The sequence below is a fragment of the Bradyrhizobium sp. Rc3b genome (assembly GCF_900114915.1).
GTDB lineage: Bacteria > Pseudomonadota > Alphaproteobacteria > Rhizobiales > Xanthobacteraceae > Bradyrhizobium.
Genome location: NZ_FOUS01000002.1, coordinates 392,644 through 408,943, shown reverse-complemented (window position 1 = coordinate 408,943; position 16,300 = coordinate 392,644). Strand labels below are relative to the sequence as shown.

Here is a 16,300-nt window from a genome sequence, read left to right as displayed (position 1 = left end):
GGCGCTTCCGGCGACGCTACAGCGAGGCCCCCGGTTCACGCCAACGCGGTTTCGCCATGCTCATGCAATCCAGACTTGTCGCCCTCACCGCAGCTGTCCTGTTGCCCTTGGGCGCCGCGCATGCCCAACAAGCCGCCAAGAAGAACGCTCCCGCTCCTGCGGCGCAGCCGGCACCGGCTCCGACGCAGCCACAGGCTGACGGCGCGCCGGCGCAACAGCCCGGCTGGATCGTGCGCTGCACCAGCGCCAGCCGTGACGCGCCGCTCGAATGTGCGATGGAGCAGAACGCGGTGCTGACAAAGACCGGCCAGACCATCGTGCTGATCAACATCCGCATCGCGCCCGACACCCGCACGCCGGTGGCGCTGCTGCAATTGCCGCTCGGCCTCAACCTTCCCATCGGCGCCAAGCTCCAGGTCGACGAGGGCAAGACGGTCGATCTCCAGATCCAGACCTGCGAGAACCGCGGCTGCTACGCCTCGGCGCCGATCGCGCCGGATCTGCTTGCCGCGTTGCGGTCGGGCAAGCAGCTCAAAGTCTCCTTCCAGAACATGGCCAAGGAGACGATCGCGATTCCGATGCCGCTGGGCGATTTCGCTTCCGCTTACGACAAGATCAAGTAACGCAAGTCCCCGTTACTGCCTCGCCATCTGCGCGTTGCCGACGGCATCGCCATCGAGCCGCTGGTCATTGTGATGGTGACGGCGTGCAGCAGCCCCGTCGATCAGCAGCGTGTATTCGGTGATGGAGGCGCGGCTCGCCGGCTGCCTGTTGCTGCTGCTGCAGGCCGAAGTCGACCGCGCGCCTCCGAGATAGGCTTTCTCCCCCGCCTGTCAGCTGACGACGTCGCTCGCCCGGAGCAAGGTCGTGAAGCCGCCATAGATCATGCGCTTGCCGTCGAACGGCATGCCCTCCATCTTCAGCCGCGGGTCCTCCATCACCTTCTTGTTGACGGCATCGCGGGTCTCCCGGTCGCGGTAGACGATCCAGGCGAACACCACGACCTCGTCCTCCTTCGCCATCACCGCGCGCGGAAACGAGGTGAGCTCGCCATAGGGGACATCGTCAGCGACGCATTCGACATAATCGAGCGCGCCGTGCTCCATCCAGAGCGCGCAGGCGGTCGTCGACAGCGTCTTGTAGGCCTCGATCTTGTCCTTCGGCACAGCCAGAACGAAACCATCGACATAGGGCATCAGGAATCTCCTTGAGTTGTGTGACCCAAGGACGATGCAGACCACGGCGATCCGACCGGGGAAATGCGATTTCAGATGAGGCAAACGGTCGCGACCGGCGGCGCGGCCCGTGGACCGTCACTGTCACCGAAGGACCTGAAGATCTGGACTTTTGGGCATGCCCGGAACTGGCTGGGGAACCTGGATTCGAACCAAGACAAACAGAGTCAGAGTCTGTTGTGCTACCGTTACACCATTCCCCACCGAAGCGCTTGAAATCGCTAAGCTTTCTTCGGAAGTTCTGCGAGGGCGGGCTGACAGCTTTGCAAATCAGCGGCTCGCAGGCCGCTCATATAGCCGCGCTGACCTTCGCGGTCCAGCCCTTCTGTGAACATCTCGGCTTGTTCTGGCTGCGTTCGCACCGACAGACGGACTGTCTCAAGCCTTCCCGAAGGAATCCTGCGGCCCTTTGCGGTTGTAGAACAGCGATCGGCGCGCCCGATCGATCCATCGCTGCACCGTGAACTCGAAGGCGAGCGCGACGACCGTGGATGCGAGCAGGATGCCCAAGGTCTGAAACAGAATTCGCCAATGGCTCACAATGTGCGGATTGGTCAGCGTGATCGGATCAAAGACCTGCAGATTGATCGCGATCTGGATGAAGAGAAAATGCGAGAGATAGACGCCATAGGAGGCATCGCCCAACGCGGTCGACAGGGGTCCGTTGATCCTTGAGAAGAGCGTCGGAATAACGATGCAGGTTGCGATAACCAGCGGCACGCCCTGAACGATGCCCCCGTGATAGTCGACGTCGGCATAGACGTCGGCGAGGAGATAGAGGCAGTAGAGAGCCGCGAGCCAGTAGCCCGCACGCGTCGACCATGTCAGGCGATCTCGCAACGAGAAGAGCACAACGCCGGTGCCGAAATAGCCGATCTGGCTGTAAAACGGGAAGTAAGCCCATTTCCATTCGTAGACGTGCAGAATGGTCATCTTGATCGCGAAGGCGGCGACAACCAACCCGGCGAGCCATTTTCTGTTCAGGAGAAGCAAGGCAGGCAGCAACGCGTAGAAGACGATCTCCGCGCTGATCGACCACGCCTGCGGAACCAGGAGATACGTGGTGCTGTGCATGGCCGAATAGAGATCGAGACCCAGCAGCGACAGGTTGATCACATAGGGCCGCTCTTCCGTTCGGAGGGAATTGAAGATGCCGCTCTCGTTCGCCGGGTTCCACAGGTGTAGCGCGAACGTAGCTACCAGGACAGCGAGGTAGAACGGATAAAGCCTCGCGAAGCGGCTGGCGAAGAATGCAGCAGGCCGTCCCGGATAGTGCCGCTCATAGGCGGCGGCCATGTAGAAGCCACTGATGATGTAGAAGACTTCTACAGCGGCCAAACCTCCGATTGTCTGGTGAATGACGCCAAATTGGCAATGAAATCCAACGACGATCGCCGCCAGCAGAAAACGAACAGTCCCCATCAGCCCCGCACCCGTTGGCTGATGCGAACTTAGACCGACGACCGGCGCTGAACAAGCGGCCGCCCCATCTGCATGCGGCGGCCGGCTCATCTCATCGCGTGCCGCCCTAATCCAGCTTGATGTTGGCGGCCTCGATCACCTTCTTCCAGCGCGCCGTCTCGGCGTTGATGTAGGCAGCGAACGGTTCGGAATCCACGGCGACCGCGGTGGCACCGAGTTCGGCCATCTTCTGCACCGTCTCCGGCTGCGCCATGAAGGCGCGAATCTCGGCCGAGAGCTTTTCGACGATCGGCTTGGGCGTGCCCGCGGGCACAATGAAACCGTGCCAGGCCACCGCCTCGAAGCCGGGCAGGAATTCGGCCACGGCCGGAGCTTCGGGATCGAAGGCGGCGCGCTTCGGCGTTGCGGTCGCGAGCAGCGCGAGCTGGCCGGTCTTCACCTGCGGCAGCAGCAGCGGAACGTTGTCGAAGGCGAGATCGATCTGGCCGCTGAGCAGGTCCGTCAGCATCTGGCTGGAGCCCTTGTAGGGCACGTGCACCATCTTAGTGCCCGTCATCTGCTGGAATAGCTCGCTGGCAAGGTGCTGCGAGGTGCCGACGCCGGCCGAGCCGAACGAGACCTTGTCCGGATTCGCCTTCAGATAGGCAATCAGCTCCGGCACGGTACGCGCCTTGATCTTGTTGGGATTGACGACGAGAACATTGGGCACGACGCTGATCTGGGCGACCGGCACCAGATCCTTGTCCGGCTGGTAGCTGAGCTTCGGCCCGTAGAGCGACGGGTTGATCGCAAGCGCGGACGTGCTGGCAAGGCCGAGCGTGATGCCATCCGGCGTCGATTTCGCCACCCGCGTCACGCCGAGGATCGAGCCGGCACCGCCGACATTCTCGACTACGAAGGGCTTGCCGAACTTCGCCTGCAAATGGTTGGAGACCATCCGCGCGAAGATGTCCGCGGTGCCGCCGGCGGCGAAGGGAACGACCACCGTCACCTGCTTGGACGGATAGCCGTCCTGCGCCTTTGCGGGTGAGGCCGCCAGCACCAAGGCTGAGGCAAGGACAAGCCACATCGATCTCATAGAAGTTTCCTCTGTTTTCCGTGTTGTTGATTGGTTGCCGCGCGCGAGCCGCGGAGACGGTCAGAACGCGACCTCGTACATGTTCAGGATCGCATCCCGGCCGAGGTCGCGCGGATTGTTGTCGAGCAGGCGGCGAATGGCGTGCGCCTCGTCGGCCATCACGCCGAAATCGTCCCGAGGCACGCCGAGCGCGGACAGCCGCATCTCGATGCCGAGATCGCTGCAGAACTTGTAGCTTGCCTCGAACGCGAGCTTCGGATCGCCCTGCTCCGGCAGGCCGAGCGCCTGGAGCACCGCGATCGTCTTCGCTTCCACCGCCGGCATGTTGAACGCCAGCGTATGCGGGAAGATCACCGCACAGGCGAGGCCATGTGCCACGTGGTGCCGCGTGCCGAGCGGATACGCCACCGCGTGGCCGGCTGTCGTGTTCACCGGTCCCAGGCAATAGCCGCCATAGAGCGAGGCCAGCGCGAGGCCCGCACGCGCCTCGCGATCGCCGCCATCGGCCACCGCGCGCTTGAGATAACGTCCGACCAGCCGCGCGCCTTCGAGCGCGTAGAGGTCGATCGTCGGATGCGCCTTGCGGCTGGTATAGGCCTCGACGCAATGCGCCAGCGCATCGACCCCGGTTGCCGCGGTGACCTCTTTCGGCACGGTCATCGTCAGATCCGGATCGACGATGGCGATGTCGGCCAGCATGAAGCGGCTCTGCACCGCCTGCTTGTTCTGGCTGACGGGATCGGTGACGAGCGCACGGGTGCCGGCTTCGCTGCCGGTGCCCGACGTGGTCGGAATCTGCATCAGCGCGACGCTGCGGCCGGCCACCTTCTCCGGCCCGACGATGTCGGCAAAGGGCACGTCGCTCGTGCACATCACCGCGACCAGCTTGGCGAGATCCATCGCGCTGCCGCCGCCGAAGCCGACGACGAGATCGGGCTTGACGTCCTTCGCCATCGCCACCGCCTTCTCGAGATTAGGCAGGTCCGGCTCGGGCTTGACGTCACCGAACACCTTCACCGCACCCGGCAGCGCCAGCATGTCGACGCGGCGTGCGTTGAACGGATCCGAGATCACCAGCGGCCGCCTGGCGCCGATCCGCTCGGCGTAGCGCGCCGCAGCCCCGATCGTGCCGTTGCCGAACTCGAGGATGGTGGGGCGCTGGATTTCGATGGGCGTGAAGGCGTTGGTCATCGTGCGTTCGAACTCATGATTTGGATACGGAGGCGCCAGCGGCGAGCCGCTCGGCATAGTCGATGGCCTCGATCAGGCTGTGCTCGTTGGCGATGCCCTTGCCGGCGATGTCGAAGGCGGTGCCGTGATCGACGGAGGTGCGGATGATCGGCAGGCCCAGCGTGATGTTGACGCCGGACAATTCCTGCCAGCGGCCGGTCGCGGGATCGACCTGGAAGCCGAGCAGCTTGACCGGAATGTGCCCCTGGTCGTGATACATTGCGACGGCGGCATCGTACTGGCCGGCGCGCAGCTTGACGAAGATGGTATCGCCCGGCACGGGCCCGACGACGTCGAGGCCGTCGGCGACCGCTTTCGCGATCGTCGGTGCAGACACGTCGATGTCCTGCCGGCCGAACAGGCCGCCCTCGCCGGCATGCGGATTGAGCGCCGCGATCGCGATCTTCGGTTTGGCAATTCCGAGCCGCAGCAGGGCATCGTTGGTGAGGTCGATCACCATGCGCAGACGCTCCGGCGTCAGGCGCTTCGGCACGTCCTCCAGCGCCACATGGGTCGAGACATGGCTGACGCGCATGTTGCCATGGGCGAGCAGCATCACCGAGCCGCGCACGCCGGTGAGATGCGCCAGCATCTCGGTATGACCAGGGAAATGATAGCCGGCCTTGTTGAGCGCTTCCTTGTTGAGCGGCGCCGTGACGATCGCCGCGGTCCGGCCCGCCTGCGTCAGACGCACGCCCTGCTCGATCGCCTTGTAGGCAAAGCGGCCGCCATCGGCGCTGAGCACTCCGGGCTTGATCGGGTCGCCCTCGATGTCGGCCTGGAGGAAGCAGAGGTTCGGCCAGTCGCGATCCTCGGCGCGCACTTCGGGAATCGCAATGCCGGCACCGAGCGCGGCTTTCGCGCCATCGAGCGCCGCGCCGTTGCCGATGATGAGGATCCGCAGATCGCCTTTCGCGATCCGGTCCTTCAGCCCGACGCAGGCCTTGACGATGATCTCCGGTCCGATCCCGGCGGGATCGCCCATGGTGATGGCAAGATGACGAGAGGTCATGTCGGACTCCCCTTGCTGAGCAAATGATTATCCCGAAGCAGGTCGCGCCACAGCTCGCTGGGACCGAACGCGCCGGACTTCGAGATGACATCGACGCTGGCCCAGCGGCCGCCTTGCAAGGTCGAGCGCGGCAATCCGGGCACGATACGTCCTGTCACCTCGAGCGCATGCGCGCCAACGGCAACGCAAGCGGCCTTCAGTGTTTCTCCCCCGGCAACAACCAGCGTGCCCGGTGGTTCGAGTGCTGCGATCAGCCGCGTCATCTCGTGCGCGATCCGCCGCGCCGCCTCGGCCCGCGTCAAGCCGTCAGCGAGGGCGAATTTGACCAGCGCCACGCCCTCGTCGGCCAGCTTGCGTCGAACGCCCGCGCCGCCCTCCCCCTCGGCCAGCGCGATGGTGGCGTGACCACATGCCGCGAGCTGGGATGCGGTGGCAGCCTGGTCGGAGCCGAACAGCCCCAACACCGGCCGCTTCAGTTGCGACGGCGCAGCGGCGCCTTGACCGCGGGCAAGCGCACCGGCCAGGCCGCCGCTGCCACACCACAACACGGGCCCCGGCATGCGCCGCGCCATTTCGACGACGCGATCGAGGTCGAGGTCGCTCTCGGCATCGAACACCTGAACGCCGCCTTGCGAGAGCGTTTCGGCCGTGCCCTGTCGTGCTTCGATGCCGTCTTGCCGCAACTGATCCAGCAAATTGTCGCCGACCCTGTGCCAATCGCCATGCACGGTGCGGGCGAATTGCTGGCCACCGACGGTGCGGCGTCCCTGATAATCGAACGCCGGCGCGACCACGCAAGAAGCCCAATGGCCGCTGCGCAGGCAGGCGTCGAGCTCAGCCGCCCACGCGCCCCGAAGGAGGCTATCGACCTTCTTGTAGGCGATCGTCCCGCCCTGAAGGTGGGACGCCAGTCGCCCAACGATTTCGACGCTCTCGGCCTTCGACCGCTCACGGGTGCCGCTATCGATTGCCAGGCTCCCGGACTCCAGCGGCGCAAGCGCGCCCGACCAGACGACATCGAACGGACCGCACAGGCCGACGAACTCCGCCGCGGTGTCGAGCGCACCGGTGAGATCGTCGGCAAGCAGGCGGACGCTCGTCATGGTTATGCCGCTCCCGCACCAAAAATCTTGCCGGGATTCATCAAGCCCTTCGGATCGAGCAATTTCTTGATATCGCGCATCAGCTCGACGTCGAGAGGATCGGCAACACGGGCAAGCCGGCCGCGATTGGTGATGCCGATGCCGTGCTCGGCACTGATCGCACCGCCCTGCGCTGCGGTCTCGTCGTCAACGATCTCGTTGATCTCGGCCACCAGCGCCGCCGTCGCCGCCGGATCCTGGCAACGCGCGCGGTCGATCAGGGCGATGACGTGGATGTTGCCGTCGCCGATGTGGCCATGCATCACGACCCGCGCGTGCGGTACCGCGGCGTTGATCCGGGCCTCGACATTGGTGACGAAGGCGGCCTGGCGCTCCAGCGGAACGACACTGTCGTGCGAGACGACATAGCCGCTACGCTTGTTGCCTTCGGACACGCTGTGCCTGACAGCCCAGATCGCCTTCGCCTGTGCGAGGTTGGAGGCCAGGATCACGTCGTCGGCAAGGCCGGCCTCCATCGCCTCCGCCAGCGCGGTGGCGAGCGGCTCGTCGAGGTCGACGCCGGCGAGCGTGTCGGTCAGTTCGACGATCAGATACCACGGCGTCGTCAGCTCGAAGGGGATCGTGACATGCGGCACGGACTCTGCGATCGCCTCGATCTGCGCGCGCGACATGATCTCGAGGCTGCCGAGCCGGTCGCCGACCGTGCCGCGCAGACGCTGCATGATCTCGAGCGCCTGCTCCACGCCCTGCAATTTCAGCAGCGCCAGCGCCGAGCTGCGCGGCGGCGCGAACAGCTTCAACGCCGCCGCGGTGACGATGCCGAGCGTCCCCTCCGCCCCGATGAACAGCTGCTTGAGCGCGTAACCGGTATTGTCCTTGCGCAGTGCGCGCAGGCCGTTGAAGATTCGCCCGTCGGGCAGCACGACCTCCAGCCCGAGCACGAGATCGCGCGTCGGCCCGTAGCGCAGCACCGCTGTGCCGCCGGCATTGGTCGAGATATTGCCGCCGATCTGGCAGGAGCCTTCGGCACCCAGGCTCAAGGGAAAGTAGCGATCGACCTCGCGCGCCGCATTCTGCACCTCCGCGAGGATGCAGCCGGCCTCGACTGTGATCGTGTTCGCGAGCGGGCTGACGTCGCGCACGGCCCGCATCCGGTCGAGCCGGATCACCACATTGCCGGCCCGATCGTCCGGCGTTGCCGCCCCGCACATGCCGGTGTTGCCGCCCTGCGGCACGATCGCGAGCTGCCGTGCCGCACAGAATTTGACGACGGCGGCGACCTCGGCGGTGGAGCCGGGCTTCACCACCGCAACCGCGCGGCCGTGATAACGCCCGCGCCAGTCCACCACATAAGGCTCCTGGTCGGGTCCGGACGCGATGATTTGCTTGTCGCCGACGATCGCGGCAAGCCCGGAAAGCGCGTCCTGGAAGGAGTCCGACATCGGATCGCCTCGTCGTCGCGCCGGCTACAAAGCGGCTGCGAATGCCGCAGCATTCGCGAGCAGCTCTTTCACCTGCTCGGGCGGCAACGACTCCAGCGGCGGTCGCAGGCGCTGCCATCCTGCGTGGCCAGTGCGCTCTGCCACCAATGTCTTCAGCGAGGCCATCTGCGGGAAGCGCGAGACCAGCTCGCGCGCTTTCACGATGCGCGCCTGCGCCGTCTTGAGCGCCGCGTCGTCGTCGCTATCGCGAAAATGCTTGTAGACATAGGCAAGGTCCCGCGCGACCAGATTGGAGGACGCCGTGATGCAGCCGGCGCCGCCCTTGCGCAGCAGCGGCAGCAGCAACGGATCGGCTCCGACCAGAACCGAAAAGCCGGGGAAGCGCTCGACCATCGCGGTCATGTTCGCGAAGTCACCGGAGGAATCCTTGATACCCACGAACGTTGCCGGATAAGCCGTTCGCAGCCGCTCGATCAGCGCATGCGAGATCGGCTGCGCCGACATCTGCGGGATGTGATAGAGCACGACCTTGAGCCTGGCATCGCCAATGCGCTGCACGATTTCGCTATAGGACGCGTAAACGCCGTCGTCCGTGACACCCTTGTAATAGAACGGCGGCAGCATCACGACGGTGTCGACGCCGACCGAGAGTGCGTGGCGCGTCAGGACAATGGTCTCGCTGAGCGCGGCCACGCCGGTGCCCGGCAGAAGACGTTGCGGCGCGATGCCGGCAGCCACCACCGCCTCGAGCAGCGCCATGCGCTCCGCCGCGGAGAAGGAGTTCGCCTCGCCCGTCGTGCCGAGCAGCGCGATACCGTCGCAGCCCTCATCGAGGAGATAGCGGCAATGCGCGATGAAGCGCGCATGATCGGGAGCGAGCTGGGCGTCGAGCGGGGTCAGCGCGGCGGAAAACACGCCATGAGGGTGCAGCGATGGTGTCGACAAACTTCCTCCGATCGTCAAATCAGTTGTTCGGAATGCGAACATTTGTTATTGGCTTCGACCAGTCGTAAAATCAGCTTGCCGCCGCGTCAAGGGCGGTGGCTGTCATGGCAAGGCATTCGGGCATGGCCAAGGTCGAAAAGAAGGCCACAAAGCGCAAATCGGAATCGCCCCCGAAAAACCCCAAGAATCATGTGGCGTCCGTCGGCAAGGCCTTTGCCGTGCTCAAGAGCTTCAGCAGCGAGGCCTTCGAGCTCACCCTGAGTGAGATTGCCGCACGGGCCGATCTCGATCGCGGAACGGCGTTCCGGTTGATTCAGACCCTGACCGAGATCGGCTATCTCCAGGCCGTGCCGCAGAGCCGCCGGTTCCGCCTCGGCGTTGCCTGCCTCGACCTCGGTTACACCGTGCTATCGCATGGGTCGTTGCGCCCAATGGTCGAGCCGTTGCTGCGCGATCTCGTGCCCGATGTCGGCGATGCGGCTTCGCTCGGCATCCTCGACGGCGGCGACGTGGTCTATCTCGCGCGCGTCGGCGCCGGCCTCGACCGCCACAAGATGGATCGCCGGCCGGGCACGCGCATTCCCGCCTATAGCGCCGCACTCGGTCATGTCATGCTGGCGCATCTGGCGCGGGACGAGCAAATCGAGCGACTGGAATCGCGCCCTCGCGTCAAACTGTCGGAGCGCACGCTGACCGATCTCGATGCCCTGCTCGCCCGGCTCGATCAGGTGAAGAAGAAAGGCCACGCCGTCTCCGACGGCGAAAACGCCTACGGCCTGCGCACGCTGTCAACGCCGATCTTCGACGCCCAGGGCTCGGTGATCGGGGGATTGAGCATCACGGTCGATGCCATGCGCATGGACATGGCGGCCTTCCGCGACCAGGCGCTGCCGCGGCTGATGGAGCTGACCAGTCAGGTACAGGATCTCGCGATCAAGTCGGGATTGACGAGCTGAGCGATCTCTTCGCGGGCGTGTCCCGTGCGACGTCACAGCTGACGATCTGCATCCGAAGATCATTGTGAAAACGCTTTCGCGACCTATATCGTCAAGGCTTCCTTCCGAAACCCGATTTCCCCTTGCGAAGAGCCGTGCTCATTTTCTTCCTGCTCCTGTTCGTGCCGATCGGCCTATCGGCCGCACGGTACTATTGGCTTGGAGATGGCCGCGGCAATTGGCAGACGGCTGACCGTTCCAGCGCAGGCCTGCTGCCGCCGGCTTCTTCCCATCCCGATGCCCTGATCCGGGTTTATGCGGCCCGAACGGTCCGGTGGCGAAGCATCTTCGCCGTCCACACGTGGATCGTCGTCAAGGAAAAGGATGCGACCAGCTACAGCCGATACGACTACACCGCGTGGGGCGAACCGATCCGGAGCAACGGCTTCGCTCCCGATGGAAGGTGGTTCGGCGCCCTGCCGGAAACCGTCGTCGCGGTAGATGGGTCACGGGCCGAGTTCCTCATTCCCAGGATTCGGACTGTGATCGAGACCTACAAGTTTCGAACCTACGGCGACTACAGCGCCTGGCCGGGACCGAATTCAAACACCTTCGTTCAAGCCGCTCTTGATGCCGTGCCGGAACTTCGCGCGGTTCTGCCACCGACCGCGATCGGCAAGGATTATCCCTATTCCGGGGAATGGATTGGGCTGACCGCCTCGCGCACCGGCTTCTATGCCTCGCTCTTCGGCTATCTCGGCCTGACCCTCGGCTGGGTCGAAGGCCTCGAGATCAACTTCTTCGGCGCCGTGCTCGGCCTCGACATCCGCCGGCCCGCCGTCAAGCTGCCGGGCATCGGCCGCCTCGGTGTTGCCGCCGGTCTGTAGAGCCGGACGAGACCGCGACTGGCGATTTCGTCGCGACGGCTAGACCACGATGTGATCGAAGTCGGCGGCGATCCGGGTGTTCGGAAAGATCCTCGCCGCCTCGGCGAGAATCTCTTCGTCCTCATAGCGTCCCGACATATGGGTCAGCACGAGCTGCTTCACATTGCTCGCTGCCGCAAACGACGCCGCTTCTGCCGCGGTGAGATGGCCGTAATCCCGCGCGATCGACGCGTCACGATCGAGGAACGTTGCCTCGATCACCAACATGTCGGCATCAACGACGTGTTGCGCCAGCCCCTCGGTGGTTTCGGTGTCGCCGATCACGACAAGTTTCCTGCCGCCGCTCGGCGGTCCCAGGACATCTTCCGGATCGATCGTTCGATCGCCGTCGATCACGACCGCCCGGCCTGCGGCCAACTCGCCGCGCAAGGGACCGTCGGGAACGTCCAGCGCTGCCAGCAGATTTGGCTGAAGGTGGCGGCGAGCGGGGCTTTGGAAGACGAATCCAAAACTGTCGGTGTCGCGATGGCGGACCGGAAAACAGTCGATGGTGAAGTCGCCGGCGTCGACGAACCGTCCTGCGGCCAAGGGAGCGAATTCCACCGGAAGCGGCGCCCTGCCCGCACCCCACAACCCGGCCAGCATCTGGATGACCGTCTCGAGCGTCGCTGGACCGCCATGAACCATCATCACCTCGGCGCTCTGCCGCAAGCGCAGCGTCGAGAACAGGCCGGGGATGCCGAGCACATGATCGAGATGCGCATGCGTCAGCAGAATGCGGTCGAGCCGGCGAAAACCTGCGCCACTGCGCAGCAACTGGCGCTGCGTGCCTTCGCCGCAATCGACCAGCATGCGCTGTCCGGCGGCCTCGATCAGCAGGGCCGGATGGTTGCGCTCCGCGGAAGGAACGCTCGCCGAGGTGCCGAGGAATGTCAGGGCAAACATGGTCGTCGATGTCCAGCGACCGCCCCTCTCCGCGACGGTACGGTGAACGGTCTCACCGTCCCCAATGCCACGCGAGCAACAGCGCGTACAGCCCCATCGACGCGGCGTAGAGTGCGGCAAGAAGTGCGTAGCCCGCGATTTGGCGACTGATCGCCGCCTTCGGCGCGACCCACCAGTCGAGTGCCTTGAAGGCCGCTGGCACTAGCCACCAGCCGAGCAACTGGGTGCTGACGAGATTGCCGACGAACAGCGACAGCCAGATCGGCACGCCATGACTGTCGATCAGCGGTCGGCTGATGAAAGTGCCCCAGAGATAGACCACGGGATAGAGCACCAGCAGGACGATGAGGTTGCTCTTCCAGATCAGGGCCGGGCCCTGCTCCGGCGCTTGGGCTTTGCCGGCGGGAAACCAAAAATTGAAGCCGTAGCTTGCGCGCTTCACGTTCATGCCCGCGTTGAAGCGCTCGCCCTCCTTCAGCAGGGTCTGCCGGACGGGCGAGCCCAGCCATGCATTGAGGTTGGCATCGCTGTCGAACGACAGGATGACGATCCATTCGTCGCGCAAGCCCGGAATCGGCCGCTCGATCTTGTGGCGCAAGAACCCCTTGAACTCGGCCTCGGCAGCCTGGATGCGCTGCTGCCATTTCAGAAACGCGTCCTCCAGTCCATCCGGCACCTTGAAGGAGATGACGGCCGACACCGCGCTGTCGCGCTGGATGCCGGTGTCGGGCAGGATATGAACATCCTCCGAACCGACGAAGAAGCGCTGCACCTCTCCGATCAGCTTCGCCCGCATCTCGCTCTGGAGCCAGGCGCGCGCCGCGGCCGGGCTGGCGAAGCGCAAAATCGTCACCCAGTCGACATGCGCCGGCGGCTCCGGCGGCACCACCTCCTGCCCCAGGAAACCGGGCCAGGCCTTGAGCGCCTCGCCCACCTCGCCGTTCCACCGCGCGAACGCGGCAAAGCCCTCGTCAGCGATGCGGCGCTGGATGACGAGGGCGACCGGCTTGCCGGCTATATCCGGAGACGTGCTCATCGTCGCGGTCCGCTTCAGCTCTTCTTGTAGAGCCGCTTGCCCATCACCCAGGTCTCGTCGACGCAGCGATCGTCGCCGACCATCATCACCGCGAACAGCATGCTCGCGGCCTCGTCCATCGTGCGCGGGCCGGCGCCCTCGGCGATCAGCGATTGGTGCCACGCTTGGGCGATCTGCCCGCCGTTCGGATCGAGCGCGACGAAATCGGCTTCCTTGCCGGGCTCGAAATTGCCGAGCTTGTCGTCGATGTAGAGGCCCTCGGCGCCGCCGAGCGTGATCGACCAGAAGCCGCGATAGGGCGAGAGCTTGTTGCGCTCGGCTTCCGCAAGGTCCTTCCGCGTGGGATCGATGCTGCCGTCGAGCAGCGTGTTGTTGCACATGCCGACCTTGTAGGCGTCGTCGAGCACGGAGATCATCGAGAAGCGGTTGCCGCCGCCGACGTCGGTACCGAACGACATCTTCACGCGATGCTCGGGATCGGTGGCGCGGCCGAGGCGGAACAGACCGCTGCCGAGGAACAGGTTGGAACACGGGCAGAACACCACCGCCGCGCCCTTCTTCGACATGCGCCGGAATTCGTTGTTGGAGAGATAGACGCCGTGGCCACCGGAGAATTTCGGCCCGACCAGGTCGAACTTCTCGTAGACGCCAAGATAGTCCTGGCAGTCCGGGTGCTCGACCAGCACGCCACTGCATTCAGCCGGGTTCTCGGAGATGTGGGTATTGACCCAGCAGTCCGGATGCTCGTGCTTGAGGCGCTGACAGGCTTTGAGCAATTCCGGCGAAGCGCCGAAGGCGAAACGCGGCGTGATGGCGTAGAGGTTGCGGCCCTTGTTGTGATACTCTGCGATCAGCCGCTTGCTGTCGCGATAGAAATTCTCCGGGGTATCAATGAAGTCCGCCGGCGCGTTGCGATCGATGCCGGTGAGGCCCGCGATCACGCGCATGTTGCGGCGGGCCGCTTCCTCGAACAACTCCTCGGTTGAAACTGGCGAGGAGCTCGTGAAGGCCTGGCAGGTGGTGGTGCCGGAGGCCAGCAGCGCATCGAGGAAACGCTTGACGCCCTCGCGCGCGTAGTTGCGATCCCGGTATTTGAGCTCTTCCGGATAGACCCATTTCTGCAGCCACGGCAACAGCTGCTCGCCATAGGCCCCGAGCACGCGGGTCTGCGGCAGATGGATGTGGCCGTCGATGAAGCCGGGGACGATGATCCGGCCCTTGATACGGGTGATCTCAGCGCCGGGATGGGCGGCGGCGATCGTCTCGTAGGGTCCGAACGCCTTGATGACGCCGTCCGTGACGATCATGAGGCCGTCGTGATGAAAGCGCGCGGCGGTCTGCTCGTTGCCAGCGTGCTTCCAGGGATCGTCGACGAAGTCGAAGAACGTGCCGCGAATACCGACCGTGGTCATGATTGGGTCCCTTCCTTAAGATTGTTTGGCTGGCGCACTGACGGCAAGGAGATCGCGAGCAGCGTGCCCGCGATGGCGCAGAGGCCGAGATAGAGCCACCCGATCGGCGCCTGCGTTGCTTCAGGCAACACCGCCGCGATCGCCATGGCGCCGCTCACGGCGAGATAGCAGAGCGCGCTGATGAGGCCGCCGATCAGGCCGTGGTCGCGTTCGAACAGGCCGAGCGCCATGCCGTACATCATCGGACACAGCACGCCGCAGCCGCCGAGCACCAGCGCGCCGCCGATCGTGATCGACGCAAAATCGAGACCGACGACCATGCCTGTCACGGTCAGCACCGCGGAGCCGGCGAGAAACAGCGCGAAGGCGCCGAAGCCCAGCATGCGGGCCGGCATGACGCGCGCGAAATGGGCGCAGCCGAGTTCGCCGGCGAGGTTGACCCCGCCGAGGCCGAGCGCGACGAGGCCGTAGATCGCCGCCGAGTAACCGAGGCCGGTCTGGTAGAAGAACGGTGCGACGACGCCGAATGCCAGCTGCGCGCTCGCGGCCGCAGCGAACACCAGCACGAAAGCCAGGAAGCCCGGGCGGACCACCGCCTCGCGCAAGATATCCGCGGTACGGCGCGGATCGAACGGCGCGCGCCGCTCGGCCGGCAATGTCTCGGGCAGAAGAAACACGACGATCGCAGCGACGATGGCCGCAGCAATCGCAATGATGACGAAGACACCACGCCATGACGTCAACTCGACGATGAAGCCGCCGGCCGCGGGCGCTAGCACCGGCGCGAGCCCCCAGGCAGCGCCAAGCAGGCCGGAGATGGCGGTGAGCTCACGGCCGCGATAGCAATCGGCCGCAACCGCATAGGCGACGACGAGGCAGGTGCAGCCGCCGATCCCTTGCAGGAAACGCAAGCCGAGCAGCAGCGAGGCGCTAGTGGCGAGCGCGCAGGCGATGCTCATCGCGATCAGCACCGAAAGGCCTGCGAGGAGGACGTTGCGGCGGCCCAGCGTGTCGGAGGCGATGCCGACCGGCACCAGCGCCAGACTCATGCCGAGCATGTAGGCGGTGACGGTGTTCTGCATCGAGGCGGGATCGGCGGCCAGATCCACCACCATCTGCGGCAGGCCGGGCGTATAGGCATCGAGCGGGATCTGGCTGAACGGCACGACGCACAGCAGGATCGGCACGATCCCCCGCTTCGCGCAACCGGCGTCCGAAGCAAATGCGGTCATGAGCAACGCCCCCTTGATCTCCGCGGGCCCCATCTTTTCGTGCGCGCAGTGAGACGCGACGATGCAGGTTGCGGGAACTTTGACGCGCGGGAGCGTGCCAGAACTGTGTGTAAGAATTCTTAGGAGCGCCCGTATCGATACGGTCTTTGACGGCTGATGCCCTGGCCCGGGGGACGCCCAAACAAAAAACGCGAAAACAACCCCATGCAAAGTACAAATCATTGAAGAATTTCGCGCCGCACGCCGCCAAGGCCTGCCCGCGCGGACGTTTGACACGTCGGGCAAAGCAGGCGCTGACTCGCCTGATGGCCGATTGTGAATCCCGCCAGCGCGCCGGTCCGTTAACGGGTCGGAAGGCATAGCGTTTCGAAGCCCGGCCTCCGCAC

At 65.0% G+C, this 16,300-nt stretch carries 15 protein-coding genes and 1 tRNA gene; 3 read left to right on the top strand and 13 right to left on the bottom strand.

The features are described from left to right. Positions 1 to 56: 56 nt before the first annotated feature. A complete protein-coding gene (locus BM190_RS05430; RefSeq protein ID WP_177236924.1) occupies positions 57 to 623 on the top strand; it encodes an invasion associated locus B family protein in 567 nt (188 codons plus the stop codon). Positions 624 to 833: 210 nt separating this feature from the next. Here the strand turns inward: BM190_RS05430 and BM190_RS05425 are convergent, their stop codons facing one another. From BM190_RS05425 to BM190_RS05385, 9 genes are all read right to left on the bottom strand, one after another. Then, positions 834 to 1,196, bottom strand: coding sequence for a DUF1428 domain-containing protein (locus BM190_RS05425; RefSeq protein WP_026202257.1), 363 nt, complete (start codon positions 1,194 to 1,196; stop codon positions 834 to 836). Between the two features lie 168 nt (positions 1,197 to 1,364). Continuing rightward, positions 1,365 to 1,438, bottom strand: a tRNA-Gln gene (locus tag BM190_RS05420). A 175-nt stretch (positions 1,439 to 1,613) separates the two neighbouring features. Then, a complete protein-coding gene (locus tag BM190_RS05415) occupies positions 1,614 to 2,747 on the bottom strand; it encodes an acyltransferase family protein (protein ID WP_092252578.1) in 1,134 nt (377 codons plus the stop codon). Between the two features lie 16 nt (positions 2,748 to 2,763). Further along, a complete protein-coding gene (locus BM190_RS05410; protein WP_244550600.1) occupies positions 2,764 to 3,726 on the bottom strand; it encodes a Bug family tripartite tricarboxylate transporter substrate binding protein in 963 nt (320 codons plus the stop codon). Between the two features lie 69 nt (positions 3,727 to 3,795). Further along, positions 3,796 to 4,983, bottom strand: coding sequence for an iron-containing alcohol dehydrogenase (locus BM190_RS05405; RefSeq protein WP_092252574.1), 1,188 nt, complete (start codon positions 4,981 to 4,983; stop codon positions 3,796 to 3,798). Continuing rightward, entirely contained in the window at positions 4,940 to 5,977 is a 1,038-nt protein-coding gene (gene pdxA / locus BM190_RS05400; RefSeq protein WP_092252572.1) for a 4-hydroxythreonine-4-phosphate dehydrogenase PdxA, read from the bottom strand. Before pdxA ends, BM190_RS05405 begins: the two co-directional genes overlap by 44 nt. Further along, on the bottom strand, positions 5,974 to 7,080 hold the full coding sequence (locus tag BM190_RS05395; RefSeq protein WP_092252571.1) for a four-carbon acid sugar kinase family protein: 1,107 nt from the start codon (positions 7,078 to 7,080) through the stop codon (positions 5,974 to 5,976). The genes pdxA and BM190_RS05395 overlap by 4 nt, the downstream gene beginning before the upstream one ends. Positions 7,081 to 7,082: 2 nt before the next feature. Beyond that, the gene (locus BM190_RS05390) at positions 7,083 to 8,522 is read right to left on the bottom strand and encodes an FAD-binding oxidoreductase (protein WP_092252569.1); all 1,440 of its coding nucleotides are present in this window, start codon (positions 8,520 to 8,522) and stop codon (positions 7,083 to 7,085) included. A 24-nt stretch (positions 8,523 to 8,546) separates the two neighbouring features. Continuing rightward, positions 8,547 to 9,467 carry a dihydrodipicolinate synthase family protein gene (locus BM190_RS05385; RefSeq protein ID WP_177236923.1) on the bottom strand — a complete coding sequence of 307 codons (921 nt, stop codon included), beginning with the start codon at positions 9,465 to 9,467 and terminating at the stop codon, positions 8,547 to 8,549. A 104-nt stretch (positions 9,468 to 9,571) separates the two neighbouring features. Here BM190_RS05385 and BM190_RS05380 point away from each other — a divergent pair, with 104 nt between their 5' ends. Together BM190_RS05380 and BM190_RS05375 are read left to right on the top strand one after the other, a co-directional pair. Beyond that, on the top strand, positions 9,572 to 10,423 hold the full coding sequence (locus BM190_RS05380; protein WP_244550599.1) for an IclR family transcriptional regulator: 852 nt from the start codon (positions 9,572 to 9,574) through the stop codon (positions 10,421 to 10,423). Positions 10,424 to 10,557: 134 nt separating this feature from the next. Further along, positions 10,558 to 11,289 (top strand): DUF3750 domain-containing protein, encoded by a 732-nt coding sequence (locus BM190_RS05375; RefSeq protein ID WP_092252563.1) that lies wholly within the window; start codon positions 10,558 to 10,560, stop codon positions 11,287 to 11,289. Between the two features lie 39 nt (positions 11,290 to 11,328). Here the strand turns inward: BM190_RS05375 and rnz are convergent, their stop codons facing one another. Genes rnz through BM190_RS05355 form a run of 4 tightly spaced genes read right to left on the bottom strand, consistent with a single transcriptional unit; the run spans position 11,329 to position 15,914 of the window. Beyond that, entirely contained in the window at positions 11,329 to 12,234 is a 906-nt protein-coding gene (gene rnz, locus BM190_RS05370) for a ribonuclease Z (RefSeq protein WP_092252561.1), read from the bottom strand. Between the two features lie 52 nt (positions 12,235 to 12,286). Next, positions 12,287 to 13,270, bottom strand: a complete 984-nt coding sequence (locus tag BM190_RS05365) for an antibiotic biosynthesis monooxygenase (RefSeq protein ID WP_092252559.1) — start codon at positions 13,268 to 13,270, stop codon at positions 12,287 to 12,289. 14 nt (positions 13,271 to 13,284) lie between these two features. Then, the gene (gene guaD, locus BM190_RS05360; protein WP_092252557.1) at positions 13,285 to 14,682 is read right to left on the bottom strand and encodes a guanine deaminase; all 1,398 of its coding nucleotides are present in this window, start codon (positions 14,680 to 14,682) and stop codon (positions 13,285 to 13,287) included. After that, complete coding sequence (locus BM190_RS05355) at positions 14,679 to 15,914, bottom strand: multidrug effflux MFS transporter (RefSeq protein ID WP_092253050.1); 1,236 nt, start codon at positions 15,912 to 15,914, stop codon at positions 14,679 to 14,681. Before BM190_RS05355 ends, guaD begins: the two co-directional genes overlap by 4 nt. Between the last annotated feature and the right edge of the window lie 386 nt (positions 15,915 to 16,300).